At 60.3% G+C, this 25324-nt stretch carries 21 protein-coding genes; 14 read left to right on the top strand and 7 right to left on the bottom strand.

Annotated features, from left to right (window positions below; all coding sequences use genetic code 11):
• Positions 1-400: 400 nt before the first annotated feature.
• From aceK to ACEN93_RS24225, 5 genes are all read left to right on the top strand, one after another.
• Positions 401-2122, top strand: coding sequence for a bifunctional isocitrate dehydrogenase kinase/phosphatase (gene aceK, locus ACEN93_RS24205; RefSeq protein ID WP_210711163.1), 1722 nt, complete (start codon positions 401-403; stop codon positions 2120-2122).
• A 135-nt stretch (positions 2123-2257) separates the two neighbouring features.
• Positions 2258-6169, top strand: a complete 3912-nt coding sequence (gene hrpA / locus ACEN93_RS24210) for an ATP-dependent RNA helicase HrpA (RefSeq protein ID WP_495610602.1) — start codon at positions 2258-2260, stop codon at positions 6167-6169.
• Positions 6170-6487: 318 nt separating this feature from the next.
• A complete protein-coding gene (locus tag ACEN93_RS24215; RefSeq protein WP_074691116.1) occupies positions 6488-7609 on the top strand; it encodes a beta-ketoacyl-ACP synthase III in 1122 nt (373 codons plus the stop codon).
• Between the two features lie 135 nt (positions 7610-7744).
• Positions 7745-8356 carry an RNA polymerase sigma factor gene (locus ACEN93_RS24220; protein ID WP_074691117.1) on the top strand — a complete coding sequence of 204 codons (612 nt, stop codon included), beginning with the start codon at positions 7745-7747 and terminating at the stop codon, positions 8354-8356.
• A complete protein-coding gene (locus ACEN93_RS24225) occupies positions 8350-8586 on the top strand; it encodes an anti-sigma factor family protein (protein ID WP_039772598.1) in 237 nt (78 codons plus the stop codon). The genes ACEN93_RS24220 and ACEN93_RS24225 overlap by 7 nt, the downstream gene beginning before the upstream one ends.
• A 129-nt stretch (positions 8587-8715) precedes the next feature.
• Here ACEN93_RS24225 and ACEN93_RS24230 read toward each other — a convergent pair whose 3' ends face one another.
• Positions 8716-10038, bottom strand: a complete 1323-nt coding sequence (locus ACEN93_RS24230) for a putative porin (RefSeq protein ID WP_039772596.1) — start codon at positions 10036-10038, stop codon at positions 8716-8718.
• A gap of 283 nt (positions 10039-10321) precedes the next feature.
• Here ACEN93_RS24230 and ACEN93_RS24235 point away from each other — a divergent pair, with 283 nt between their 5' ends.
• Entirely contained in the window at positions 10322-11446 is a 1125-nt protein-coding gene (locus ACEN93_RS24235) for a GNAT family N-acetyltransferase (RefSeq protein ID WP_103385765.1), read from the top strand.
• A gap of 15 nt (positions 11447-11461) precedes the next feature.
• Here ACEN93_RS24235 and aqpZ read toward each other — a convergent pair whose 3' ends face one another.
• The 5 genes from aqpZ to ACEN93_RS24260 all read right to left on the bottom strand — a co-directional run bounded on the left by aqpZ (position 11462) and on the right by ACEN93_RS24260 (position 16706).
• Positions 11462-12157 carry an aquaporin Z gene (aqpZ, locus tag ACEN93_RS24240; protein ID WP_103385764.1) on the bottom strand — a complete coding sequence of 232 codons (696 nt, stop codon included), beginning with the start codon at positions 12155-12157 and terminating at the stop codon, positions 11462-11464.
• 319 nt (positions 12158-12476) lie between these two features.
• Positions 12477-14309 carry an ABC transporter ATP-binding protein gene (locus ACEN93_RS24245; RefSeq protein ID WP_039772592.1) on the bottom strand — a complete coding sequence of 611 codons (1833 nt, stop codon included), beginning with the start codon at positions 14307-14309 and terminating at the stop codon, positions 12477-12479.
• An 88-nt stretch (positions 14310-14397) separates the two neighbouring features.
• On the bottom strand, positions 14398-14961 hold the full coding sequence (locus ACEN93_RS24250; protein WP_011332958.1) for a peptidylprolyl isomerase A: 564 nt from the start codon (positions 14959-14961) through the stop codon (positions 14398-14400).
• 3 nt (positions 14962-14964) lie between these two features.
• Positions 14965-15768 carry an alpha/beta fold hydrolase gene (locus ACEN93_RS24255; RefSeq protein ID WP_163974256.1) on the bottom strand — a complete coding sequence of 268 codons (804 nt, stop codon included), beginning with the start codon at positions 15766-15768 and terminating at the stop codon, positions 14965-14967.
• A gap of 14 nt (positions 15769-15782) precedes the next feature.
• On the bottom strand, positions 15783-16706 hold the full coding sequence (locus ACEN93_RS24260) for a PA3225 family LysR-type transcriptional regulator (RefSeq protein WP_011332960.1): 924 nt from the start codon (positions 16704-16706) through the stop codon (positions 15783-15785).
• A gap of 49 nt (positions 16707-16755) precedes the next feature.
• Here ACEN93_RS24260 and ACEN93_RS24265 point away from each other — a divergent pair, with 49 nt between their 5' ends.
• From ACEN93_RS24265 to ACEN93_RS24300, 8 genes are all read left to right on the top strand, one after another.
• Complete coding sequence (locus tag ACEN93_RS24265; RefSeq protein WP_011332961.1) at positions 16756-17070, top strand: hypothetical protein; 315 nt, start codon at positions 16756-16758, stop codon at positions 17068-17070.
• Positions 17071-17229: 159 nt separating this feature from the next.
• A complete protein-coding gene (locus ACEN93_RS24270) occupies positions 17230-17829 on the top strand; it encodes an FMN-dependent NADH-azoreductase (protein ID WP_011332962.1) in 600 nt (199 codons plus the stop codon).
• Positions 17830-18041: 212 nt separating this feature from the next.
• Positions 18042-18908 (top strand): carboxylate/amino acid/amine transporter, encoded by an 867-nt coding sequence (locus ACEN93_RS24275; protein ID WP_103385763.1) that lies wholly within the window; start codon positions 18042-18044, stop codon positions 18906-18908.
• Positions 18909-19006: 98 nt separating this feature from the next.
• Complete coding sequence (locus tag ACEN93_RS24280; protein ID WP_495610603.1) at positions 19007-21586, top strand: pyocin-S2/colicin E7-DNase domain-containing protein; 2580 nt, start codon at positions 19007-19009, stop codon at positions 21584-21586.
• Positions 21586-22053 carry a DUF6392 family protein gene (locus ACEN93_RS24285; RefSeq protein ID WP_103385761.1) on the top strand — a complete coding sequence of 156 codons (468 nt, stop codon included), beginning with the start codon at positions 21586-21588 and terminating at the stop codon, positions 22051-22053. The genes ACEN93_RS24280 and ACEN93_RS24285 overlap by 1 nt, the downstream gene beginning before the upstream one ends.
• A 40-nt stretch (positions 22054-22093) precedes the next feature.
• Positions 22094-22369 (top strand): bacteriocin immunity protein, encoded by a 276-nt coding sequence (locus ACEN93_RS24290; protein ID WP_103385760.1) that lies wholly within the window; start codon positions 22094-22096, stop codon positions 22367-22369.
• A 25-nt stretch (positions 22370-22394) separates the two neighbouring features.
• On the top strand, positions 22395-22670 hold the full coding sequence (locus tag ACEN93_RS24295; RefSeq protein ID WP_103385759.1) for a bacteriocin immunity protein: 276 nt from the start codon (positions 22395-22397) through the stop codon (positions 22668-22670).
• An 83-nt stretch (positions 22671-22753) separates the two neighbouring features.
• On the top strand, positions 22754-24343 hold the full coding sequence (locus ACEN93_RS24300; RefSeq protein WP_414882341.1) for an S-type pyocin domain-containing protein: 1590 nt from the start codon (positions 22754-22756) through the stop codon (positions 24341-24343).
• Here ACEN93_RS24300 and ACEN93_RS24305 read toward each other — a convergent pair.
• Positions 24306-25193: a LysR family transcriptional regulator gene (locus ACEN93_RS24305; protein WP_210711170.1), complete on the bottom strand. Its 888-nt coding sequence runs from the start codon at positions 25191-25193 to the stop codon at positions 24306-24308. The two genes, ACEN93_RS24300 and ACEN93_RS24305, sit on opposite strands and share 38 nt — an antisense overlap.
• Positions 25194-25324: the final 131 nt, after the last annotated feature.

Here is a 25324-nt window from a genome sequence, read left to right on the forward strand (position 1 = left end):
TCCTTGGGGATTGGGGGAGAGGTCGTCCTCGTGGGCCGAGGATCTTGTTGTGAGGCGGGTGATGGCGGGGTGTATATCAAAGTGCCACTATCTTGGTAAGGCCAGTCGCTGACGGGAATGGGCAGGCATGAACAACTCGGGCAAAAGCGCGGGCTAGAGATGTCGCCGCTGAATTGGATCCGAAACCCAGAGAAGACGCGGGCTGGCGCCCAGTGGTGGGGGGAACCGAAGTGGGTATTTATTGACCGAACGGTCGATTAAAAAAAACTTTGATAAAAACTGTGTCGCTGTACAACCCGCAAGAGCATTTGGCAGAAATTGCGCTTCTCCTGCGCCCGCTTCCGTGGCTAAGCTCAGGCCTTCGAGCACAGATTCTCCAATTCCCGCAGAGGTCTCATCTATGCCGCAGCAATGGCCAGCCACCGACATCGCCCGTCTGATCCTCGATGGCTTTGACGATTACCGCGAGCATTTCCGGCGGATCACCGACGGCGCCCGGGAGCGCTTCGAGCAGGCCCGCTGGCAGGACACGCAAACGGCGTCGGCGGCGCGGATCAACCTCTACGAAGAAAAGGTCGGTGAAACCGTCGCCCGTCTGCGCGAGTACTTCGAGCCGGACACCTTGATGGACGTCACCTGCTGGCCGCTGGTGAAAAGCGCCTACATCAGCATCATCGACCTGCGCTTCGACGATGAACTGTCCGAGACCTGGTACAACTCGATTTTCTGCAGCCTGTTCAGCCACGACCTGATCAGCGACGGTTGCATGTTCATCCACACCACACGCCCGACCCTGCGCCGGGCCCGGGCTGCACAGACCCGCACCTATAAGCCGCAAGGGCAGATTTCGGCCATGCTCGCGAGCATCTTTGCCGATTACCGCTTCAGCGAGGCCTACGCCGATTTGCCCGGCGACTTGCTGCGTCTGGAAGCGCAGCTGCGCGAAAACCTGCCGGACTGGGTGTGCAAGGACCCGGAGTTGAGCGTCGAGCTGTTTTCCTCGGTGCTGTATCGCAACAAGGGCGCATACCTGGTCGGGCGCATCTACACCAACGACGATCAATGGCCGCTGGTGATTCCGCTACTGCACCGCGAAGGGCGCGGGATTCAGATCGACGCATTGATCACCGACGAAGCGGAGGTGTCGATCATCTTCTCCTTCACCCGTTCGTATTTCATGGTGGATGTGCCGGTGCCGGCGGAGTTCATTGGCTTCCTCAAACGCATCCTGCCGGGCAAGCACATCGCCGAGCTGTACACCTCGATCGGTTTCTACAAGCACGGCAAATCCGAGTTCTACCGCGCCCTGATCAACCACCTGGCCAACACCGATGACCAGTTCATCATGGCGCCGGGCGTGCGCGGCATGGTCATGAGCGTGTTCACGCTGCCGGGCTTCAACACCGTGTTCAAGATCATCAAGGACAGGTTCTCGCCGTCGAAAAACGTCGACCGCGCCACGGTGATCGAGAAGTATCGATTGGTGAAAAGCGTCGACCGGGTAGGGCGCATGGCCGATACCCAGGAATTCGCCGACTTTCGTTTTCCCCTGAGCAAATTCGAGCCGGCGTGCCTGGCGGAGCTGCTGGAAGTCGCGCCGTCCACGGTGTCGCTGGAAGGTGAAACCGTGCTGATCCGTCACTGCTGGACCGAGCGCCGGATGACCCCGCTTAACCTTTACCTGGACAACGCCAACGAAGCCCAGGTGCGCGAAGCGCTGGAGGATTACGGCCTGGCGATCAAGCAACTGGCGGCGGCCAACATCTTTCCCGGCGACATGCTGCTGAAGAACTTCGGCGTCACCCGCCATGGACGGGTGGTGTTTTACGACTATGACGAGATCTGCTTCCTCACCGAAGCCAACTTTCGCCACATCCCGGCACCGCGCACGCCGGAGGACGAAATGGCCTCCGAGCCTTGGTATTCGATCGGGCCTCTGGATGTGTTTCCCGAGGAATTTCCGCCGTTCCTGTTTGCCGATGCAGCGCAGCGCAAGCTGTTCGATCAGTTGCATGGCGAGTTGTACAACGCCGATTACTGGAAGGGATTGCAGGAGGCGATTCGGGCGGGGAAAGTCATCGATGTCTTTCCATATCGGCGCAAGGGCCTTGATAACGAATAAAGCAGCCGCGAGCCGCAAGCTACAAGCCTCAAGTCAAAGACCGCATTCAACTTGCGGCTTGTAGCTTGCCGCTTGTAGCTGCTTTTCTGCGACAATCGCGTCCTTGCGCCACTAGACGACCGAATTGCGTACCCGATGACCGACGAATCGCCCTCCATCGACAAACTGCTGAAAAACCTCGATCACGCCATGCTCGCCGACCGCCACCGGCTGCGGCGGCAGTTGCTTGAGCTGCGCAAGAAACCCGACGAGGCCAAGCTGGCCCAGTGGGTGGCGCGCATGCAGGCGTCCTGCGATCAGGTGCTGGCGCGCAAGGCCAGCCTGCCGGTGATCCGTTACGACGACAGCCTGCCGATTGCGGCCAAGCGTGACGAAATCAAGAAGGCCCTGGAAAAGCATCAGGTGCTGATCATCGCCGGTGAAACCGGCTCGGGCAAAACCACCCAGTTGCCGAAAATCTGCCTGGAAATCGGTCGCGGCCAGCACGGTTTGATCGGCCACACCCAGCCTCGGCGGATCGCAGCGCGCAGCGTGGCCAGCCGGGTCGCTGAAGAACTCGGCACGCTGCTGGGCGCGCTGGTCGGCTATCAGGTGCGCTTCGAGGATCAGAGCGATTCCAACACCCTGATCAAACTGATGACCGACGGCATCCTGCTGGCGGAAACCCAGAACGATCGCTACCTCGAACGCTACGACACGATCATCGTCGACGAAGCCCACGAACGCAGCCTCAACATCGACTTCCTGCTCGGTTACCTGAAAACCCTGCTGCCGCGTCGTCCGGACATGAAAGTCATCATCACTTCGGCGACCATCGATCTGGAGCGCTTCTCCAAGCATTTCGACGATGCGCCGATTGTCGAAGTGTCCGGCCGCACCTTCCCGGTTGAAACCTGGTATCGCCCGCTGACGCTCGAGCAGGACGAAGAAGGCAACCGCGTCGAGGACGACCTGACTGTCGATCAGGCGATCCTCGCCACCCTCGACGAAATCGCCGCCTATGAGCGCAGCGAGCGCCGCAGTCCCGGTGATGTGCTGGTGTTCCTGCCCGGCGAGCGCGAGATCCGCGACGCCGCCGACATGCTGCGCAAGGCCCAGCTCAAACACACCGAAATCCTGCCGTTGTACGCGCGCCTGTCGCCGGCCGAGCAGCAGCGGATTTTCCAGTCCCACCCGGGCCGTCGTGTGGTGCTGGCAACCAACGTCGCGGAAACCTCGCTGACCGTGCCGGGCATCCGTTACGTGATCGACAGCGGCACCGCGCGCATCAGCCGTTACAGCTATCGCGCCAAGGTCCAGCGGCTGCCGATCGAAGCGATTTCCCAGGCCAGCGCCAACCAGCGTAAAGGTCGCTGCGGCCGGGTCGAGCCGGGTATCTGCGTGCGCTTGTACAGCGAAGAGGATTTCCTCGGTCGCCCGGAGTTTACCGATCCGGAAATCCTGCGCACCAACCTTGCGGCGGTAATCCTGCAGATGCTCCATCTGCGTCTCGGCGAGATCACCGATTTCCCGTTCATCGAGCCGCCGGACGGCAAGGCGATCAGCGATGGATTCAACCTGCTGCAAGAACTGTCGGCGGTGGATCGCAACAGTCAGCTGACCCCGCTCGGCCGTCAGCTGGCGCGTCTGCCGGTGGACCCGCGCATGGGCCGCATGCTGCTGGAAGCGGCCAAACTCGGCAGCCTGCAGGAAGTGCTGATCGTCGCCAGCGCCATGTCGATTCAGGATCCGCGCGAGCGTCCGCCGGAGCGTCAGCAGGCCGCTGACCAGGCCCACGCTCAGTGGAAGGACGCCGATTCGGACTTCGCCGGGCTGGTCAATCTGTGGCGCGGTTTTGAAGAGCAGCGCCAGGCGCTGACCGCCAGCCCGCTGCGCAACTGGTGCCGCAAGAATTTCCTCAACTACCTGCGCCTGCGCGAGTGGCGCGATTCCCACCGTCAGTTGAGCCTGATCTGCCGCGACTTGCAGCTGAGCCTGAACAAAGAACCGGCGGATTATCCGAAATTGCACAAAGCGGTGCTGGTCGGCCTGCTCAGCCAGATCGGCCAGAAAACCGAGGACGGCGATTACCTTGGCGCCCGTCAGCGGCGGTTCTGGATTCACCCATCGTCGGGCATCGGCAAGAAACGCCCGCAGTGGGTGATGACCGCCGAACTGGTGGAAACCACCAAGCTTTATGCGCGGATGGTGGCGAAGATCGACGCCGACTGGATCGAACCGCTGGCCGAGCACCTGATCAAGAAAAACCATTTCGAACCGCACTGGGAGAAAAAGCGCGGCCAGGTCGTGGCGTTCGAACAGATCACCCTGTTCGGCCTGATCGTGGTCGGTCGTCGACCGGTGCATTATGGCCCGGTGGATCCGGTGGTATCGCGCGAGTTGTTTATTCGTGAAGGCCTGGTGCGGGGCGAGATTCAATCGAAAGCCAAGTGCCTGAGCGCTAACAAGCAACTGCTGGAACAGCTCGACGAACTGGAAGCCAAGGCCCGGCGCCGGGACATTCTGGCCGACGAGGAAACCCTCTACGCGTTCTACGACGCGCGACTGCCGGCGGAGATCCACCAGACCGCGACCTTCGACAGCTGGTATCGGGTCAACAGCCAGAAAGACCCGCAACTGCTGATCATGCGCGAGGAAGACGTGCTGGCTCGCGAGGCCAGTGAAGTCACCGCCCAGCATTACCCGGACACGCTGCACATCGGCGATCTGGAACTGGCCCTGAGTTACCACTTCGAACCGAATCACCCGCGCGACGGTGTGACCCTGCGAATGCCGGCGCCGCTGTTGCCGATGCTGCCGCCGGAGCGCCTGGAATGGCTGGTGCCGGGACTGATCGAGGCCAAGTGCATCGCGCTGGTGCGCAACCTGCCCAAGGCCTTGCGCAAGAACTTCGTGCCGGTGCCGGACTTCATCAAGGCCGCGCTGCAACGCATGACCTTCGCCGAAGGTTCGTTGCCGCAAGCGCTGGGTCGCGAACTGCTGCGCATGACCGGCGCGCGGGTCAGCGATGAAGCCTGGGCCGAAGCGACGCAGCAGGTCGAAAGCCACCTGCGGATGAACCTGGAAATCGTCGACGGGCAAGGCAAGTTCCTTGGCGAAGGCCGGGATCTGGCCGAACTCACTGCACGTTTCGCCGAAGCCAGCCAGGCCGCGTTGGCCGTGCCGCAAAGTGCGAAGAGCCAGCAACCGGTGGAGGCCAAGGTCTTCGCGCCGGTGGCGGAAAAGACTCAGCAGAAGATCGCCGGGCTGTCGATGACGGTCTATCCGGCGCTGGTGGAAGAGGGCGGCACGGTCAAGGAAGGGCGATTCTCTACCCCGGCCGAAGCCGAATTCCAGCATCGCCGCGCCTTGCAACGTCTGCTGATGCAGCAACTGGCCGAACCGGCCAAGTTCCTGCGTGGCAAGTTGCCGGGCCTGACCGAACTGGGCCTGCTGTACCGCGAACTGGGGCGGGTCGATGCGCTGGTCGAAGACATTCTGTTGGCCAGCCTCGACAGCTGCATTCTCGAGGGCGAAGACCCGTTGCCGCGTGATGGCGCAGGTCTGGCGGCACTGGCCGAGCGCAAGCGCGGCAGCTGGACCGAACACGCCGAGCGCGTGGCACGCCTGACGCTGGAAATCCTCAAGCTCTGGCACGGTCTGCAAAAACGCTTCAAGGGCAAGATCGATCTGGCTCAGGCCGTGGCGCTCAACGACATCAAGCAGCAGCTCAGCCATCTGGTGTATCCGGGCTTCGTCCGGGAAACGCCGATGCTGTGGCTCAAGGAGTTGCCGCGTTACCTGAAAGCGGTCGAGCAGCGTTTCGAGAAGCTGGGCGCGCAGGTGCAGAAGGATCGGGTCTGGAGCGGCGAACTCGCCGGCCTCTGGACGCAATACCAGACCCGCGCGGCCAAGCATGCGCAGGAAGGCAAACGCGATCCGCAGCTCGAGCTGTATCGCTGGTGGCTGGAGGAGTACCGGGTTTCGCTGTTCGCCCAGCAGTTGGGGACGAAAGTACCGATCTCCGACAAGCGGCTCAACAAGCAATGGACGCAGGTCGAACCCTAGCGAGTGCCTGATCGCTCCCACGCTCTGCGTGGTAGCGCTTCCCCGGACGCTCTGCGTCCGTTTTTGGGACGCGGAGCGTCCCTGGCTGCATTCCCACGCGGAGCGTGGGAACGATCAGCAAAAGGCGCCAAAAGCCAAGGTTTATGGCAAACTTCGCGCCTATAAACGCCGGCCCCGCGGTTTTGAGCCTTCTCAACTGCGGGCGAGGTCGGAATAAAGCGATGCCAGGTTTTTGCGTCCCTTAGACGGGAATGGACCCTTTGCGTGTTGGCACGTCGGTGCCAGCACTTTCTGCCTGAACAGATTAGAGAAACGACCATGCATAACGTCGTCATCAGCGGCACCGGCCTGTACACCCCGGCCAACAGCATCTCCAACGAAGAGCTGGTGCAGTCTTTCAATACCTACGTCGCCCAGTTCAATGCGGACAACGCCGAAGCCATCGCCAACGGCGAAGTCCAGGCCCTGACCGAGTCCAGCGCCGCGTTCATCGAAAAAGCTTCCGGCATCAAGAGCCGCTTTGTCATGGACAAGGACGGCATCCTCGACCCTGCGCGCATGGCGCCACGCCTGCCGGAGCGTTCCAACGACGAATGGTCGGTGCTCTGCCAGATGGCCATCGGCGCTGCCGAGCAAGCCCTGCAGCGTGCCGGCAAGACTGCCGCCGACATCGACGCTGTAATCGTCGCCTGCTCCAACCTGCAACGCGCCTACCCGGCCATCGCCATCGAAGTCCAGGAAGCGCTGGGCATCCAGGGTTTCGGTTTCGACATGAACGTGGCCTGCTCGTCGGCGACCTTCGGCATCCAGCAAGCGGCCAACACCGTACAACTGGGTCAGGCCCGGGCGATCCTGATGGTCAACCCGGAAGTCTGCACCGGTCACCTGAATTTCCGTGACCGCGACAGCCACTTCATCTTCGGTGACGCGGCCACCGCCGTGATTATCGAGCGCGCCGATCTGGCCACCTCCAAGCACCAATTCGACGTGGTCAGCACCAAACTGCTGACCAAGTTTTCCAACAACATCCGCAACAACTTCGGCTTCCTCAATCGCGCGGCGGAAGAGGGCATCGGCGCCCGCGACAAACTGTTCGTGCAGGAAGGCCGCAAGGTGTTCAAGGATGTCTGCCCGATGGTCGCCGAACTGATCGGCGAACATCTGGAAGAGAACAAGCTCAACGTCGGTGACGTGAAGCGCTTCTGGCTGCACCAGGCCAACCTGAGCATGAACCACCTGATCGTGCGCAAGTTGCTGGGCCGCGAAGCCACCGAAGAAGAAGCCCCGGTGATTCTCGACACCTACGCCAACACCAGCTCCGCCGGTTCCGTGATCGCGTTCCACAAATATCAGGACGATCTGGCGGCCGGTTCGCTGGCGGTGCTGAGTTCGTTCGGTGCCGGTTACTCGATTGGTAGCGTGATTCTGCGTAAACGCTAAGAGCGAGTTCATTTCCTCTTAATCGCGCTGACGTTTCCTACATCCGAATCGGCGCGAACGCTGTAATTTTCGAAACTGGCGGCAGGAGAGATCCTGCCGCTATCATTTTCGGAGTCAGGAAGAGGGGATTGATGGATGGCGGTTGACGACACACAACTGCTCGAGCGGTTGTTGGCAGGCGAACAGAAAGCCTTCAAGGAACTGGTCAGCACCTATCAAAGCCCCATGCGCGCGGTGGCCTACGCGATTGTCGGCCAGCGCCATGTCGAGGAAGTGGTGCAGGATGCCTGGCTGTCGGTGGTGCGCAATATCGGCCGTTTCGAGGGGCGCTCCAGTCTCAAGACATGGCTGCTGACCGTCACCGCCAACTCGGCCAAGAGCCGCTACAAACTCAATCGTCGCGAAGTGTTGCTGGATGATCTGCCGTCCCCCCACGGAACCATCGACGACGATCGCTTTTCTCCCGGCGACGGCCACTGGCTGGTCGCACCGTTCGCCTGGCACCAGGACACCCCCGAGGCATTGCTGACCGAAGGCGAGCTGCGTGAATGTCTGGAGCATACGTTGCTCAGTCTCTCCGAACTTCAGAGCAGTGTGCTCACGCTGCGCGAGCGTCAGGGTCTGGAGCTGGAGGAAATCTGTAATCTTCTGGAGATCTCGCTCTCCAATGTCCGCGTGTTGCTGCACAGGGCACGCTTGAAGGTCTTCGCGACCGTGGAGCATTTTGAGGAGACGGGAGAATGTTGACCTGCAAGGAGCAAGTGGCGCGATCCAGCGATTATCTCGATGGCCAGTTGAGCTTTCGCGAGAAGTTGATGGTGCGTCATCACCTGATGTTCTGCCGCAATTGCCGGCGGTTCATTCGCCAGATGCGTTTGATGCAGGCGACGTTGCGAGCGATGCCGCAAAAGCCTGAAGAGGGCGTGGACGCGTTGGCAGAGCAGCTGGCAGCGCTGCGGCGCAAGGACAGTCCCTGAAAACACAGCCTGGCGCGACCGCAGCGAACGGATGATGGGGATCGCTGCGGCCGCGCCAGTCTGTTGAAGCCGCTTCAAACGATGGAACCGGATGTACAACCCATCGTTTGAAGTCTGTTGCCGGGTTGCTTAGAACTTCGCTTCCGCGTCCAGCTGCAGGGTGTTGGTGTCTGCATCACGCTGGGTACGGCTGGAGAAGTCGGCCTTGGTCAGGAAGTAAGTCGCACCGATGGCGAAGTTCTTGTCGATGTCGTAGCCGACCTTGAACTTGTGGCCACGGGAACCGGTGGTGCCGTTGGCGAAGTCCGAATCGGTGAAGGCACCGACCACCGCGTTGCGCTGCACGTCACGATAGTTGTAGTCGAGGTTCAGGCCGAAGACTTTCGACTTGGCACCTACCAGCCACGCGGTGTCCTGATCGGTCACTGCATCGTTGTTCTTCACGTACTGACCGTAGAACGACAGCGGCATTGGCAGGCCGCCGATGTCGACTTGGCTGAAGCCTTCGTACAGACGGAATTCGTTGTCTGCCGAGTTACCGTTGACGGCCAGGGCGCACGGCGTGGAAGTGCCGGTGCAACGGCTGTCTTCGTCGTTCTGGTAGGCGTAGACGCTGCCGCCCAGGGTCAGTTTCAGGTTGTCGGTGATGGCGAAGCGGCTGCCCAACTGGCCGGCGGTCAGGCGCAGGTCGTGACGGAACTGCACGCCGTCGCCGTCGACGTTGTCCTTGAGGTTGTAGTTACCCAGGCTGCCGAACAGCTCGACGCTGCTGCCCAACGGATACTTGTAGGTAACGGCCAGACCTTCCGGGTTGATGTCGCTGTCCCAGATCACGTCGCCCATGCTCACCCACGGTTGCAGCATTTTGCCGCCGATGATGTGCAGGTTCTTGATCTGATCCGGGTGGTAGTCGATGTAGCCCAGGTCGAGCCAGATTTGCTTCTTGTCGAAGTAATTGTCCTGGTCCTGGTTGGTCGAACGGGCGTCGTCGCCGCCGCCGGTGGCGATACGGATGCCGGTGTCGACTTGCGGGTTGATCTCGGTGTACGCACCCAGACGGGCACGGATGCGCTGGCGATCCTTGTCGCGGCCGCCGTTGTTCGGCTCGCCATCGATCTTGATGGTTTCCTGACGGATACGCACGTCGCCCTTGAACTGGGTCTTGGCGGCCCAGGCCAGTTTCTGGTCGAAACTGCTGAGTTCGTTGGTTTTCTTCGCGGTCGCCGCGATTTGCTCGTTGGTCTCCTGCTGCGCCTGCTGCGCGATTTGCTGGGCCTTCTGATCCTTGGCCAGTTCGGTTTGCAGTTCTACGTACTGCGCCTGGGAAATCGAACCGTTAGCCTTGAGCATGTCGAGCAGTTTGGCGTCGACTGCGGCACTGGCCGGAACACTCATGGCCAGCAACAGGCCACCGCACAGGGCCGCCGCAGTTTTCGTGGAAGCAAGACGCATAGCAATCTCCGAAGATGAAAAGGGGATGGCTGAACCATCCTGGGCACAACCGACGGTTTGACGGTCGGAAAACAGTGTCCGGGGTAGAACCCGGCGCTCTAAAAACAGGCGCCAGTATCGCGATGGTTTATGACAGAGCAGTGGCACGATGATGGCAGGTTGATGACGATACAAAGCTGCCGTGAACTATTGATTTAGAGCGCTGTCGCGTAATCGGACGTGGGCAACGCCCCGCCGATCAGCGATACTCGCCGGGCGTTCACGCCCGAAAGTGGAGAGGAAAATGCCGCTGCAACGTCTGCATAAACTGTCGGAAATTCCAGCGTCCGACTGGGATGTTCTGGTCCCGCAAAACCAGCCGTTTCTGCGCCACGCCTTCCTGGCTTCGCTGGAGGACAGCGGCAGCGTCGGCCCGCACACCGGCTGGCAAGCGGAGCATTTGCTGCACGTCGAAGCGGGGCGCGTGATCGCCGCGTTGCCCGGTTATCGTAAGTGGCACTCCTACGGCGAATATGTGTTCGATCACGGCTGGGCCGATGCCTGCGCTCGGGCCGGCATTGATTACTACCCCAAGTTTTTGAGCGCGGTGCCATTCAGTCCGGTCAGCGGCCCACGGTTGTTGGCAGCGAATGTCGAGGACGGATTCGAGCTGCTCAAGAGCCTGCCGGGGTATCTGGAAATCGAAGAACTCTCCAGCGCCCACATCAACTTCACCGACGCGTTTACCGATGCCGCCATGGCCGAGCAGCCGGGCTGGCTGCAACGCATCGGCTGTCAGTACCACTGGCAGAATCGCGGCTATCGCGACTTTCAGGATTTCCTCGACGTGCTCGCCTCGCGCAAGCGCAAGCAGATGCGCAAGGAGCGCGAGCAAGTGGCGGGACAGGGCTTCGAGTTCGAATGGCTGGAAGGCCGCGAACTGGACGAGACGCAGTGGGATTTTGTCTACGCCTGTTACGCCAACACCTACGCGGTACGCCGGCAGGCACCTTACCTGACCCGGGAATTCTTCAGCCTGCTGGCCGAGCGCATGCCGGAATCGATCCGCGTGGTACTGGCCCGGCAGGGCTCACGGCCGGTGGCGATGGCGTTCAGCCTGGTGGGCGGCGACAGCTTTTACGGGCGTTATTGGGGATGCCTGGCCGAGTTCGACCGGCTGCACTTCGAGACCTGTTTCTATCAGGGCATGGACTATGCGATTGCCCAGGGTTTTCAGCGCTTCGATGCCGGTGCCCAGGGCGAGCACAAACTGATTCGCGGCTTTGAACCGGTGATCACCCATTCCTGGCATTACCTGCGTCATCCCGGTTTGAAAGCAGCGGTCAAAGACTTCCTGCACCAGGAGCGCGCCGGTGTCCTGGCCTATGCCGAAGAGGCGAGGAGCGCCTTGCCGTATCGGCAAGCCTGATCCTCGCCGACTCCCTCAGCTGTCTTCCTTGCCTAACCAGCGATAGATCACGCCACCAATCACCGCACCGAGCAGCGGCGCGACCCAGAACATCCACAACTGGGCGATGGCCCAGCCGCCGACCATCAGCGCCGGGCCGGTGCTGCGGGCGGGGTTGACCGAGGTATTGGTGACCGGGATCGAGATCAGGTGAATCAGCGTCAGGGCCAGGCCGATGGCGATCGGTGCCAGTCCCGCCGGAGCGCGTTTGTCGGTGGCGCCGAGGATGATCACCACGAACATGGCGGTCATCACCAGCTCGGTGACGAAGCCGGATGCCATCGAGTATTTGCCCGGGGAGTGCTCGCCATAACCGTTTGAGGCAAGGCCAGCGGCGATGTCGAAGCCTTCCTTGCCGCTGGCGATGTGGTAGAGCAGGGCCGCTGCCAGAATCCCGCCGATCACCTGGGCGATGACGTAGGCAGGCAGTTCCTTGGCCGGGAACCGACCGCCGACGACCAGACCGACCGACACGGCCGGGTTGAGATGACAGCCGCTGATGTGGCCGATGGCAAACGCCATGGTCAGCACCGTCAGACCAAAGGCCAGGGCCACCCCCAGCACACCGATTCCCAAGGGTGAAGACGCGGCAATGACCGCACTGCCGCAACCGCCCAACACTAACCAGAACGTACCCAACAACTCAGTGACTGAACGTTTGAACAGAGACATGAGAGTGTCCTTGATAGACGTACTATCGAGACTGGATCGAGTGGTGCTTCCTTGCAGATTTACGACAGGTTCCGTTCCGGAGCCTTGGGTCAGTACAGCAGGGTTCATGCGAATTTCCAGCAGGCGATAAAAAACCGCCAGAGCCCATAGTTAAAGGGCTCTGGCGGTTTTATCTCACGTTGATCGTTCCCACGTCGAGGCGTCGAACCGTCCGCGTGGGAATGCCTCAGGGGACGCTCCGCGTCCAGGCCCCCGTCGCGTCACGGGCTGCATTCCCACGCGGAGCGTGGGAACGATCAGTGACCAGGCGTGAAAACGATCAGTCGATGCCGACAAACCCTCCGGTCTGGTGCGCCCACAACCGCGCATACAACCCGCCATGGGCCAGCAGTTCGGCATGGTTGCCGCTTTCGGCGATCTTGCCGTTTTCCAGCACCACCAGCCGGTCCATGCGGGCAATGGTCGAAAGGCGGTGGGCGATGGCGATCACGGTCTTGCCCTGCATCAGGGTTTCCAGGCTTTCCTGGATCGCCGCTTCGACTTCCGAGTCCAGCGCCGAGGTCGCTTCGTCCATGATCAGGATTGGCGCGTCCTTGAGCAGCACCCGCGCGATCGCGATCCGCTGACGCTGACCACCGGACAGCTTCACCCCGCGTTCGCCGACATGCGCATCGAATCCTGTGCGCCCCTCGGCGTCCGACAGCAGCGGAATGAACTCATCGGCACGGGCCTTGCGCACCGCTTCCCAGAGTTCGGCGTCAGTGGCGTCGGGCTTGCCGTACAGCAAGTTGTCGCGGATCGAGCGGTGCAGCAGCGAGGTGTCCTGAGTGATCATGCCGATCCGCGCGCGCAGGCTTTCCTGGCCGACTTCGGCGATGTTCTGGCCGTCGATCAGGATCCGCCCGCCCTCGACGTCGTACAGGCGCAGCAGCAGGTTGACCAGGGTTGATTTGCCGGCGCCGGACGGGCCGATCAGACCGATTTTCTCGCCGGGTTTGATGGTCAGGTTGAGGTCGCCGATGATGCCTTTCTTCTTGCCGTAGTGAAAATCCACGTGCTCGAAACGCACTTCACCACGGGCCACGGCCAGCGGTTTGGCCTGCTCCCGGTCGGTGACGCTGACCGGTTGCGAGATGGTCTGCAGACCATCCTGGACCATGCCGATGTTTTCGAAGATGCCGGTGACCACCCACATGATCCAGCCGGACATGTTGACGATGCGGATGACAAGGCCGGTGGCCAGGGCGATCGCGCCGACACTGATCAGCGATTGCGTCCACAGCCACAGCGCCAGCGCCGTGGTGCCGACGATCAGCAGGCCGTTCATGGTGGTGATGGCCACGTCCATGCTGGTGACCACGCGGCCGGCCAGCTGGGCTTTTTCGGTCTGCTCCTGGATCGCCTCTCGGGCGTAATGCTGTTCGAAGTTGGTGTGGGCGAACAGCTTCAGGGTGGCGATGTTGGTGTAGCCGTCGACGATCCGGCCCATCAGCTTCGAGCGCGCATCGGAGGCTTCCACCGAGCGGTCCTTGACCCGTGGCACGAAGTAATAGAGTGCGCCGACGTAGGCCGCGATCCACGTCAGCAGCGGGATCATCAGGCGCCAGTCGGCCTCGGCGAACAGCACCAGCGAACTGATCGCGTAGATCAGCACGTGCCACAGCGCATCCACCGCTTGCACGGCGGAATCGCGCAGCGAGTTGCCGGTCTGCATGATGCGCTGGGCAATGCGCCCGGCGAAGTCGTTCTGGAAGAAATTCAGGCTCTGCTTGAGCACGTAACTGTGGTTCTGCCAGCGGATCAGGCTGGTCATGCTCGGGCTCAGGGTCTGGTGCACCAGCATGTCGTGCAGCGCCAGGAACAGCGGGCGCAGCAGTAACGCTACCACCGCCATCCACGCCAGTTCGACGCCGTGCACCTTGAAGAAGTCGACGTTCGGCGTGCCCTGGGCGAGGTCGATGATGCGGCTCAGGTAGCTGAACAGTGCCACTTCGATCAGTGCACCGAACAGGCCGACGATCAGCAGGGCGACGAAACTCGGCCAGACCTGCTTCAGGTAATAGGTATAGAAGGGCAGAACGCGGTCCGGCGGAGACGCCGTCGGGGCGTCGCGGAATATGTCGATCAGTTGTTCGAAACGGCGATAGAGCATCAGATAACCGCCCGGAGCACGGGCTCTCCTTTTATCAGTGTGAGCGGCGTGACATCAGGTCAGCGCCGCTCGATATGCCCTGTAAAGCTTAGTCGATGCGCTTGGCCGACTTGATGATCACAGGGTCGACCGGCACGTTTTGCATGCCCTGTTTGGTGGTGGTCTGGGAGTTGACGATGATGTCGACCACGTCCATGCCCTTGACCACTTTGGCGAACACCGCGTAACCGGCGTCACGGCCCGGATCGAGGAAGGCGTTGTCGGCCACGTTGATGAAGAACTGGCTGGTGGCCGAATCCGGGTTGGAGGTACGGGCCATCGACAGGGTGCCACGAACGTTATGCAGACCGTTGCTGGCTTCGTTCTTGATCGGGGCCTTGGTGTCTTTTTGCTGCATCTGCTGGGTGAAGCCGCCGCCCTGGGCCATGAAGCCCGGGATCACGCGGTGAAAAATCGTGTTGTTGTAAAAGCCGCTGTCGACGTACTCGAGGAAGTTCTTGGTACTGATCGGCGCCTTGACCGGGTCCAGTTCGATTTCGATCTGGCCGTTGGTGGTGTCCAGCAGCACGTGCGGCGCTTTTGCCGGCGTGGCAGCCATCAGGTTGGCGGCGAACAGCACGGTGCCGGCGGCGAGGGCGAGTTTTTTCAGCATGGGTCAGTGATCCTGAGGGTGATTATCGGCTGTGGCGAGGAACTCCAGCAGCGTTTGATTGAAGCGTTCGGGCTGATCGAGCGGGGTGGCGTGGCGCGAATCGGCGATCACCACCAGCCGCGCATCGGGCAGCAGTCTGACATAGGTTTCTTTCAGCGAAACGGGGGTGTAGTCCCGGTCGGCGCTGACGACGAGGGTTGGACAGGTGACCCGGGAAAGTCGTTCCTGGACCCCCCAGCCAACAATCGCATCGAAGCTGGCGAGATAAGCACGTTTGTCGTTTTTTGCCCAGCGCTCTGCCATCTTCTGACGCAAATCCGTCTGCTCCGGTTTGGGGAACAGCTTGGCGCCAAGGGCCTTGCCGATGGTGGCGAGGCTGAGCACACGCATCAGGCTCCAGCGCTTGAACCACTGCCAGTAATCGTCGCGGCTACGCACCTTGACCTCGGGCGCGCTGTTGACGATGGTCAGGCTCTTGAGCATCCGCGGCTGATCGACGGCGAGCTGAAAGCCGATCATGCCGCCCATGGACAGCCCGGCGTAGTGCACCGGGCCGAGTTTCAAATGCTCGATCAGGGCGACGATGTCAGCGCTGAAGCCGGCGATGCTGTAGCGCTCGCGGGGTTTGTCGGAGCGGCCGTGACCGCGCACGTCCGGGACGATCACCCGGTAATGCGCGGCCAGCGCCGGAATCTGCATTTCCCAGTCCAGAGTGCTGGAGCCCAGACCGTGAACCAGCAGCAACGGATCGCCGTGGCCATATTCCTCGTAGTGCAGGTTGCAACCTTCATGCTCGAAATACGCCATCGGTGAACTCCGTGTCAGGCTTGTTCGGGGGCGGCGAACGGTGCGTCCAGCGGCAGGGTGTCGAAGGTGCGCAGCAGTTCGATGAGGATTTGCGTGGCTGGGCCCAAGGGTTTGTCCTTGTTCGAATACAGATAGAAGCTGGAGTTGCGGTTGCCGCCTCTGTCCAACGGTAGCAGCTTGAGCGAGCCGTCTTTCAGTTCCCGCTCGATCATGTGTCGAGGCAGCCAGGCGAATCCCAGGCCACTGCTGACGAACGTCGCAGCCGTGGCGAGACTGCCGACGGTCCAGCGCTGCTCGGCGCCGAGCCAGCCGACGTCCCGAGGTTGCTGGCGGCCGGAGTCGCGGATCACCACTTGCATCTGGGTTTCCAGGTCCTGAAAGCTCAGCTCGCGGTTGAGCCGGTGCAGCGCATGATCAGGATGGGCGACGGCGACAAATTCGACATCGCTCAATTCCGCGCCAAGATAACCGGGAATGCTCAGCCCGGTGATGGCCAGATCGGCCACGCCTTCGAGCAGCACTTCTTCGACGCCCGACAGCACTTCCTCACGCAGACGCACCCGGCAGCCACGGCTCTGCGGCATGAACGCGGTCAATGCGCGCACGATACGGGCGCTCGGGTAGGCGGCGTCGACCACCAGCCGTACTTCGGCTTCCCAGCCCTGCTCCATGTGATGGGCAAGGTCTTCCAGCTGGCTGGCCTGTTTCACCAATTGCCGTGAGCGGCGCAGCAACACGCCGCCGGCTTCGGTCAGCACAGCCTTGCGACCGTCGATGCGCAACAGTGGCACACCGAGTTGATCCTGCATGCGGGCGACGGTGTAGCTCACCGACGATTGCGAACGGTGCAGGGCCTCGGCGGCCTGGGCGAATCCGCCGTGGTCGACCACGGCCTGCAACGTTCGCCATTGATCAAGGGTCACGCGGGGCGCTTTCATCAATAGCTCCTCTTGTCCTAAGCTGGCGGTCCCTCATGGAGACTGCCGAATGAAAAAATTCTGTTGTGTGTTGCTGGCGCTGCTTCCGCTGACTGCGTTCGCCTACCCGATCGATGTGGAAAAGGACCTCAACGGCCTGAAGATCGACTACAACGCGTTCGACACCGATAACGACATCGGCTCCATCCAGGTCAACAACTACGGCGACGTCGACGCGACCTGCAAGGTGGTATTCACCAACGGCCCGGAAGCGCCGCGCACGCGCAATATCGAGGTGGCGGCGGGCAAGCATAAAAACGCCACGGCCAAGTTCACCCGGACCATCATCAAGCTGCGCATCAAGCTGAGTTGCACCCCGAAATAGCGTCACGGGCCTGTGGGAGCGGGCTTCCACAGGCTACGGCTTGCATCTAAACGAATTTTTCGATGCTTTGCAGCAATTATTTGCGCTTTTTCATCGATACGGCACTGTTTAACCTTCACTCCATCGACTTACAACATTCTCGGATGGAGGCTACACAACATGTCCCGCGTTCTGATCATCGAAAGCAGCGCCCGCCAGCAAGACTCGGTTTCCCGTCAACTGACCCAGACCTTCATCAGTCAGTGGAAAGCGGCGCATCCGGCCGATCAGATCACCGTACGTGACCTCGCCGTGAACCCGGTACCGCACCTGGACATCAACCTGCTGGGCGGCTGGATGAAATCCGCCGAGCAGCGCAACGACAGCGAGCAGGCCTCGCTGGACCGTTCCAACGAATTGACCGATGAATTGCTGGCCGCCGACGTGCTGGTGATGGCGGCGCCGATGTACAACTTCGCCATTCCGAGCACCCTGAAGGCCTGGCTCGACCACGTACTGCGTGCCGGCGTGACCTTCAAATACACCGAAACCGGCCCGCAAGGCCTGCTCAGCGGCAAGCGTGCCTACGTGCTGACCGCTCGCGGCGGGATCTACGCCGGCGGCCCGGCGGATCATCAGGAACCGTACCTGCGTCAGGTGATGGGCTTCATCGGCATTAACGACGTGACCTTCATCCACGCTGAAGGCATGAACCTGGGCGGCGACTTCCAGGAGAAAGGCCTCAACCAGGCCAACGCCAAACTGTCCCAGGTCGCCTGATATGTTAATCGCCAGATAATCGCCGATTGTTCTAGTGACCTGGCGCAACCCCTTCAAGGCTCTACGCGCATCGAACCTCCCTTTGCACTTGTTGCTCCTGAGTGCTGTAGCCCGATTGAACGCTTTAGCGAGATCGGGCTTTTTTTTGCCCGGGATTTAGCGATGGCTGGCAAAAAACGCTATCGTCGCCGCCATTCGAAATCGAGGCGAGCATGGGCTATCTACTTTTTGTCACGCTGATCCAGGCGTTTTCCTTCAGTCTGATCGGCGAATACCTGGCCGGTCATGTCGACAGCTACTTTGCGGTGCTGGTGCGGGTGGTGCTGGCCGGGCTGGTGTTCATCCCGCTGACCCGCTGGCGCTCGGTGGAACCGGCGTTCATGCGCGGCATGCTGCTGATCGGCGCGTTGCAGTTCGGCGTGACCTACGTCTGCCTGTACTTGAGTTTCCGCGTGCTGACGGTGCCGGAAGTGCTGCTGTTCACCATCCTCACGCCATTGCACGTAACGCTGATCGAAGACGCACTCAACCGACGCTTCAATCCGTGGGCGCTGATCGCCGCACTGGTGGCGGTCGCAGGCGCGGCCGTGATCCGCTACGACCGGATCAACCCGGATTTCTTCATGGGCTTTTTGCTGCTGCAACTGGCCAACTTCACCTACGCCGCCGGGCAAGTGCTGTACAAGCATCTGGTGGCGAAACACCCGAGCGATCTGCCGCACTACCGGCGCTTTGGTTTCTTCTACCTCGGCGCACTGGCGGTGGCGCTGCCGGCGTTCCTGCTGTTCGGCAAATCCAATTTCCTGCCCGAAGCACCGCTGCAATGGGGCGTGCTGGTGTTCCTTGGTCTGGTCTCGACCGCGCTCGGTTTGTACTGGTGGAACAAGGGCGCGTGCCTGGTCAACGGCGGCACCCTGGCGGTGATGAACAACCTGCACGTGCCGGTGGGCCTGCTGCTGAACCTGCTGATCTGGAATCAGCACGAAGAGCTCGGGCGGTTGTTCCTCGGTGGCAGCGTGATTCTGGCGGCGGTGTGGATCAGCCGGTTGGGGATTCGCAAACCGCAGGCCATTGGCTGAATTGTCATTCCACCCCTTATTTCCACCGCGATAACTATGTACCGCACCTGACTACCGCTTGATCGACACGCTGTGCCCTACAGACAAGGAGTGACTGTATGGCACAGAACAATTTCAACGATGGAACGTCGGGAAGCGTCGTCATCCGAACCGGGCCGCCTGCTTCGGGTGGCGGCTCGGGTGGTGGTTTTGGTGGCGGTGGCGGGGTTTCGGGCGGCTTCGGCAAGGTCAGCAAGAGCAAACAAAAGGCTCGGGCGCGGGCCAAGGCGGCGCACCGGCAAAAACAACAGCAAGAGCAAGCCCAAGCGGCGGCTCAGGCACAGGAAGCTGCAAACCAGGCACAGGCCGCCGCCGCACAGGCTCAGGAACAGGCCCGCCAACTGGCGCACAGGCAGTTTTTGGCGGGGCTGGTTCAGCGACATGACGCCATCAGGGCCGAGGTCGATCGTCGCTTTGCCGAAAGGACCAGGCAACTTGCGCCGCTTCTGGATCAGGAGATTTTGGCGGCGCGCAGGGCCCCTGACAGCCGCTACAGCGAGCGCTGGCAGCTCTACCTGATTACCAAGGAAAAAAATGAAATCGACGGGCTGATTGCCCGCAAATCCGTAGACCTCGATGCAAAGAACGCGACCGCCCGCGCCTTCGATGGTCAGGATCCGCTGATTCGAACTTCCAACGATTACCTGACACGACTCGGCCAGTTCGGCCAGGCGCTCGACGACGGCCACCGGATCTGGGAAAGCGCTTACACCGCCGCCCATGAGGCGCGATTACTTACCTCGCAGATCCATGCCCTGCGGGAAAAGTCCGCAGCTCTAGGCAGGCATCACGCCGAGCAGACCGTGGTCTGGCGTGCAAGGGAAGCGGTTTGGGAGGCTCAGCGCCAATACGCTGCGCAACGCGAGGCACGGGTTCGATTCAAGCAACAGGCCGATGAAGATGCGCGGGTCAGTCGAACCCGGCAGGCCAATACGCTGACCGTTCCGATGTCGTCGATGACGCACGGCGCGATGGTGTTGACGCGTTCCGGAGCACTCGTCGCCCAGCAAGCGGGTGCACTCATCGAGGCAGGTGTACGGCAAGCGGTCAAACACCTTCCCCTCGCCATGCTGGTTCCCCATCCGTCCACGGTATTGATCGGCGGGTTGGTGTATTCGCCAACGCTGGGTGATGGAGAACTGACGCCGGAGCAGCGACGACGATTGTTTCAGTCTGTCGCCGTGCCTGCCGAGGTGCTGGGGCTTTCTGATGAGCAGACGCTGCGCTCGATAGCCGATTCCGGCGGGTCGGTGGACATGCCTTATCGGCTCAAGCCTGAGGCCGTTGCGCAAGGCACCGCCGTCATTGCCGTCACCACCGGTAACGAGATCAGCCCCAGTGTGCCGGTCATCAATGCGGTGCCTGATCCGCTGACGGGCAACTACACCGCAGAAGTCCCCGGTTCACCACCCCGACACCTGCAGTTCACGCCCGATGCGAGCATCACCAAAGAGGTTCCGAGTCAGGGCCGGATAGCGCTGCTGCCACCGGTTGTTCAGGACTTGCCGAAGGGCGTCGACCTGCGCATTCAGGACTGCATTATCTGCGTGCCGGGTTCGGCGCCGATGTACCTGTCCTTCAACTTGCCACCCTTGGGCGCGGGCGTTGTCACCGGTAACGGTCAACCCGCGACGGCTGACTGGTGGAACACCGCCAGCCGCAGCACCGGTGCAGCCATTCCCAGTCAGATCGGCGACCAGTTGCGTGGGCGGGAGATTCAGTCGTTCGGCGCGTTTGACCAAGTGTTGTGGCAAACACTCGGTGAGCAATCCGCGTTGACCAGCCAATTCGACAAGGTCAACAAAAAACGCGTCGAGCAAGGTTTCGCCCCCTATGCGCCGAAGAGCACATGGGTGGGAGAACGCCGCGAGTTCGAACTGCGTTTTCAGGACGATGCATCAGTCGGCGAAAACCCGTTCAATCTTGACCGGGTCAGCATCGTCGCGCCGCAAAGTGCCCACGGACGACGTGGTGTTCTACCCGCCGTTCAGCCATGGCCGGTTCCTACAGTGGGCATTGGAACCTGGACCCCGTTGGTGCCGCCGGGCAGCGAACACCTCGGGCCGACCACCACACCGATTTCCCCGTCGACACCCACGGCTTATCCCGGCAACCCGTTCATCCCGATCCTACCGGCAAACGAGACGTTTCCGGCTGTCGATGAAGGGCAGGCGGGTGCGAGTATTCCGGGGTTCCCGGGGGATATGGAGCTGCCTTCACCGGATCTGGTGTTTGCCGGTCCACCGGTTGAGCCGCTGGAGGTCGGGCCGTACAACGAACTCAGTGGGCGAAGCAGGGGGGATGGGTTGGATATTGACCATATTCCTTCGCAGAAGGCATTGGAGTTGTACCTGCGGAATAATTTTCCCCATATGTCTCCGCGTGAGCGTCGAAATTTTCTTCAACGGGCTCCTAGCATTGCCATACCGTTTAATGTGCATCGAAAATTTAGTGAAACCTACGGGGGGCGTAATACCTCTTCAAAACAAGGACAAGATGCGATCAATATCGAGAGTTCAGTCGATCAGAATTTTGATGCGATAAAAACTGGATTGTTGGAAGCAGGGTTTGCTGAGGCGGAAGTTGAAGCTGGACGTAAAAAACTACATGGTCTTCACAAAGAGCAGGGGTGGTATTGATGAATTCTTTGAAGATTAGTGAGCTTATTGCAGGTGTAGGGCTTCCTTTTGGCGCTCTAGTCACACAGGGGTTGCTTGATGAACAGCCTCTGGTGGAGCTATATCCGGGGTGTGACTTGCAAGATCTTGAGATTGAAAACGGGGTGGAGCTGACATTTCTCGCCGAGTCCAAGAAGCTGGAGAGCGTATTTATCACCTTGGTCAAAACGATGCCTATGACTGTCATTTACGAAGGTGATCTTCCAACGCCCTTCAAGTCGGTTATGACACAAACCGATGTTCATGCAATTTTCGGAGCGGCTATGGAGACCCGGGGGCCGATAAAGATGCCCAAGCCAATGGGTCAAACTGGAGGTTGGGAATCCTATCTACTCGATCAAAATACCTATCCAGGTAAAAAGGTGGTGTTTCAATACACCGCTGACATGCAAGTCAAAACGTTGGTTTTTACCATGGTGGAAAAGTAGCAAAACTAAGTGTCAGAATGGTGTTTTCCGGAGATATGTTGTGATTTTTAAAGACAATCTTGAAGACTACACCGAGGTGGAGTTTTTAGAGTTTCTGCGCGCTCTTTATGAAGAAAGAGATGATATGTCTGCTGACGATTACGACGCTTTTATAATCAAGGGAGTAGAACACTTCGAGCGGGTGACGCAGCATCCTGATCGCTCGGATGTGATTTTTTACCCGAAAGAGGGGCAGGAAAGTTCGCCTGAAGGTGTTCTGCGTGTCGTGAAAGAATGGATCGTGCTCAGCGATAAGCGGGGATTTAAGCCAGAATGATTTTTCATAAGGAAAGGGATATGCAATGAAAAATACTGCACGTATCGAAGACTACACAGAGTCCGAATTCCGAGCGTTTCTTACAGAGCTTTTTGAGGGCGGAGAGGAACTGTCTGGTGACGAGTTTGATCGCTACATGATGAGACGCGTAACACATTTCGAGCTTGTCACCGAACACCCCGACCGCTCGGACGTCATCTTCTACCCCAAGGAAGGACGTGAAGACAGCCCCGAAGGCATTCTGAAAGAAGTGAAAGAGTGGCGCGCGCTCAATAACAAACCTGGCTTCAAACCTGAGTAACTTTGAAGCAAGTGACCAAGGACGGAGGGCATTCGCTTGAATGCCCTCCGGTGTCATGCGGACCTACAAGGAAGTTAAAAACCATGAAACTCAAACCAACCCTCGGCGATTACACCGAGCCGGAGTTCCTGGCACTGGTCGAGCGGATCTGGGCCGTCGATATGCCCAAAGCGGATCACGACCGATTGATCAATCATTTCGACCGGATTTCAGGTCATCCCAAAGGGGCCGATCTGTTGTTCTATCACCCCGAGGATGATCCCAATCCGAACTCCAGTGGCTCGGTCGTTTACTACGTCAAAGACTGGCACCGCAAACAGGGCCGGGTTGCGTTCAAAGGGCAGGCCGCTTCTGCGGCGGTTGCGCCTGCGCAAGGGCCACGGGCGCCGCTGGACCAAGCGCAGATAATCCGACAACGCATTGCCCAGACTCAGGCTGAGGTGCAAAAAATCATTGCCGATCTGGCCGTTTCCGAGCGCGCCGCCCAGGCGGCACTCGCGGATCTGCAACTGCGCATCAGCCATTTGCGCCAGCAACTGAGTACGCAAGTGCTCATTGCTCAACGAGAACTGGATATACGTGCGCTGGAGGGAAGCGAATTTGAGTCCCGCCTTGCCCTGCAACGCTATCAATTCTGGAAGCTGCGCGTGCAACTCAAAAGAGACAATGCACAGCGCGAAGTCACGTACGCTCGGGCGGAAAAAGGACAGTGGCAAGGTATTGCGCAGCAGATCAGTGCTGTTTATGACGGCTATGGGGCGAAGTTGAATCAACTTAATGCGCGTCTCAGACAGCTTCAAACTGAGGCCGAAGCGCTGTTGTCTACGGCGCAGACTCAACTTGTTGGTCTACGCGATCAGCAGCAACTCGGGCCCGCGCAGGTCGGAGGGCAGCTGTTTGCCCCGCTGGCTTTCGTCAATGCACGCCCGGCAATCCTGGTCGATGGCGCACTTTCACGAACATTGGAAGGACCTCGTGTCGATCTGCAAAAAGCCATTCGCTCGGCGGTGGCAGAGTTCACCTGGCAGATCACTTCAAACGCCCGGACCGATCAAGTTCAGTATGCGGCAGTGCTACGGTTCGACTTTCGCAGCCGAGCGGAAGTTGGCCGTTATGGAGTTTGCGTTCCTCTGGCGGAATTTCTGCCGATTGAAGGAACGGACTGGTTGTCTCTGGCGGCAACCCTTGGAAGGGTCAATGTTCCGTTCAGAATGACTAGCGGTACTTATGCCGTGCCGGTCGGCACCCTGTCGCAGGGCGTCAGAGAAATCAAAACCTTGTTTCAGGTGGAACTGGCACCGAGCAGTGTTGCAATTACGGCGTCTGGCGTAAGAGTTCGCTCCGCGATCTGGAATGAGTCTTCTCAAACCTACCGTTTCACCGCCGATGGAGCCACACCCATCACTGTGAGCTGGTGCCATCCGGACACGCTGGAGGTTTTCCGGCCACCCACCTCCATTGCTGATTATCGACTGGGCACGGTTCGATCATCGCCGGTGCCATTACTGGAAACATTCACCGCTCCGGCAACGCTTGCTTACGATGACTATGTCGTGGTGTTCCCTGCCGATTCGGGCCTGGAACCTGTGTATGTGATGTTCAGGAATCCACTGGAGTTTGCCCAGGAAGCCGGCACTACTCCGGCGCCAATTGCCCCACCAGAAACTCGATAAACGCCCGGGTCTTCTGCGGCACCCGCCGCGCTGACGAATACACCGCGTTGATGGTGATCGCCGGGGCTTGCCATTCGCACAGCACCGGCACCAGCCGCCCGGCCGCCAGCGCCTCTTCGACGATGAAGTCCGGCAGCAGCGCAATGCCCATCCCGGCCTCGGCCGCTTGCGCCAGCAAGTCACCATTGTTGGCGTGCAACGGCCCGGTGACGTTGACGCGCTGGGTCTCCTTGCCGTTGCACAGTTGCAGGCTGACGCCACTCTGCAGATAGCCGTAGTTCAAGCATTGATGTGAGCGCAGATCCTGCGGAGTCTGCGGCGTGCCCGCCCGTTCGAGATAAGCGGGGGAGGCGACCATGATTCGTGGGGCAGGCGCCAGTTGCCGGGCGATCATGGTCGAGTCGGGCAGGCTGGCGATGCGGATGGTCACGTCGAACCCGCCGCGCACCGGATCGACCTGCTGGTCGCTGAGCACCAGTTGCAGCTCGATGTTCGGGTGCTGCTCGTGGAACAGCGGAATCAGTTTGCCCAGCCGCCGCAGGCCGAACGACATCGGTGCGTTGACCCGCAACACCCCGCGCAATTCGCCCACCCCGTCCCGCGCCCGCTGCTCGGCCTCGTCCAGTGCCGCAATCACTTCCCGCGCCGCTTCGAAATATTCGGCCCCGGCCTCGGTCAGGTGCAGGCTGCGGGTGGTGCGTTGCAGCAGCTGCACACCGATGGCTTCTTCCAGTGCCTGAATCTGTTTGCTGACTTTCGAGCGGGGCACGTCCATGGCCCGGGCGGCGGCTGCAAAGCCGTTTTCGCCGACCGTCACCACGAAGGCGCGCATGCATTCGATGCGATCCATGATTGTCCCTATTTTAGAATCAATGATTCTCGATTTTAGGGAATTGTCCCTTTATCGGCTAGCCCCTAAAGTGACATCCAAGCCGAGACAACAACGCCGAAGACGGCAAGCCGCCTCGACTCACCAATACC

Source organism: Pseudomonas sp. Pseusp21 (assembly GCF_059492145.1).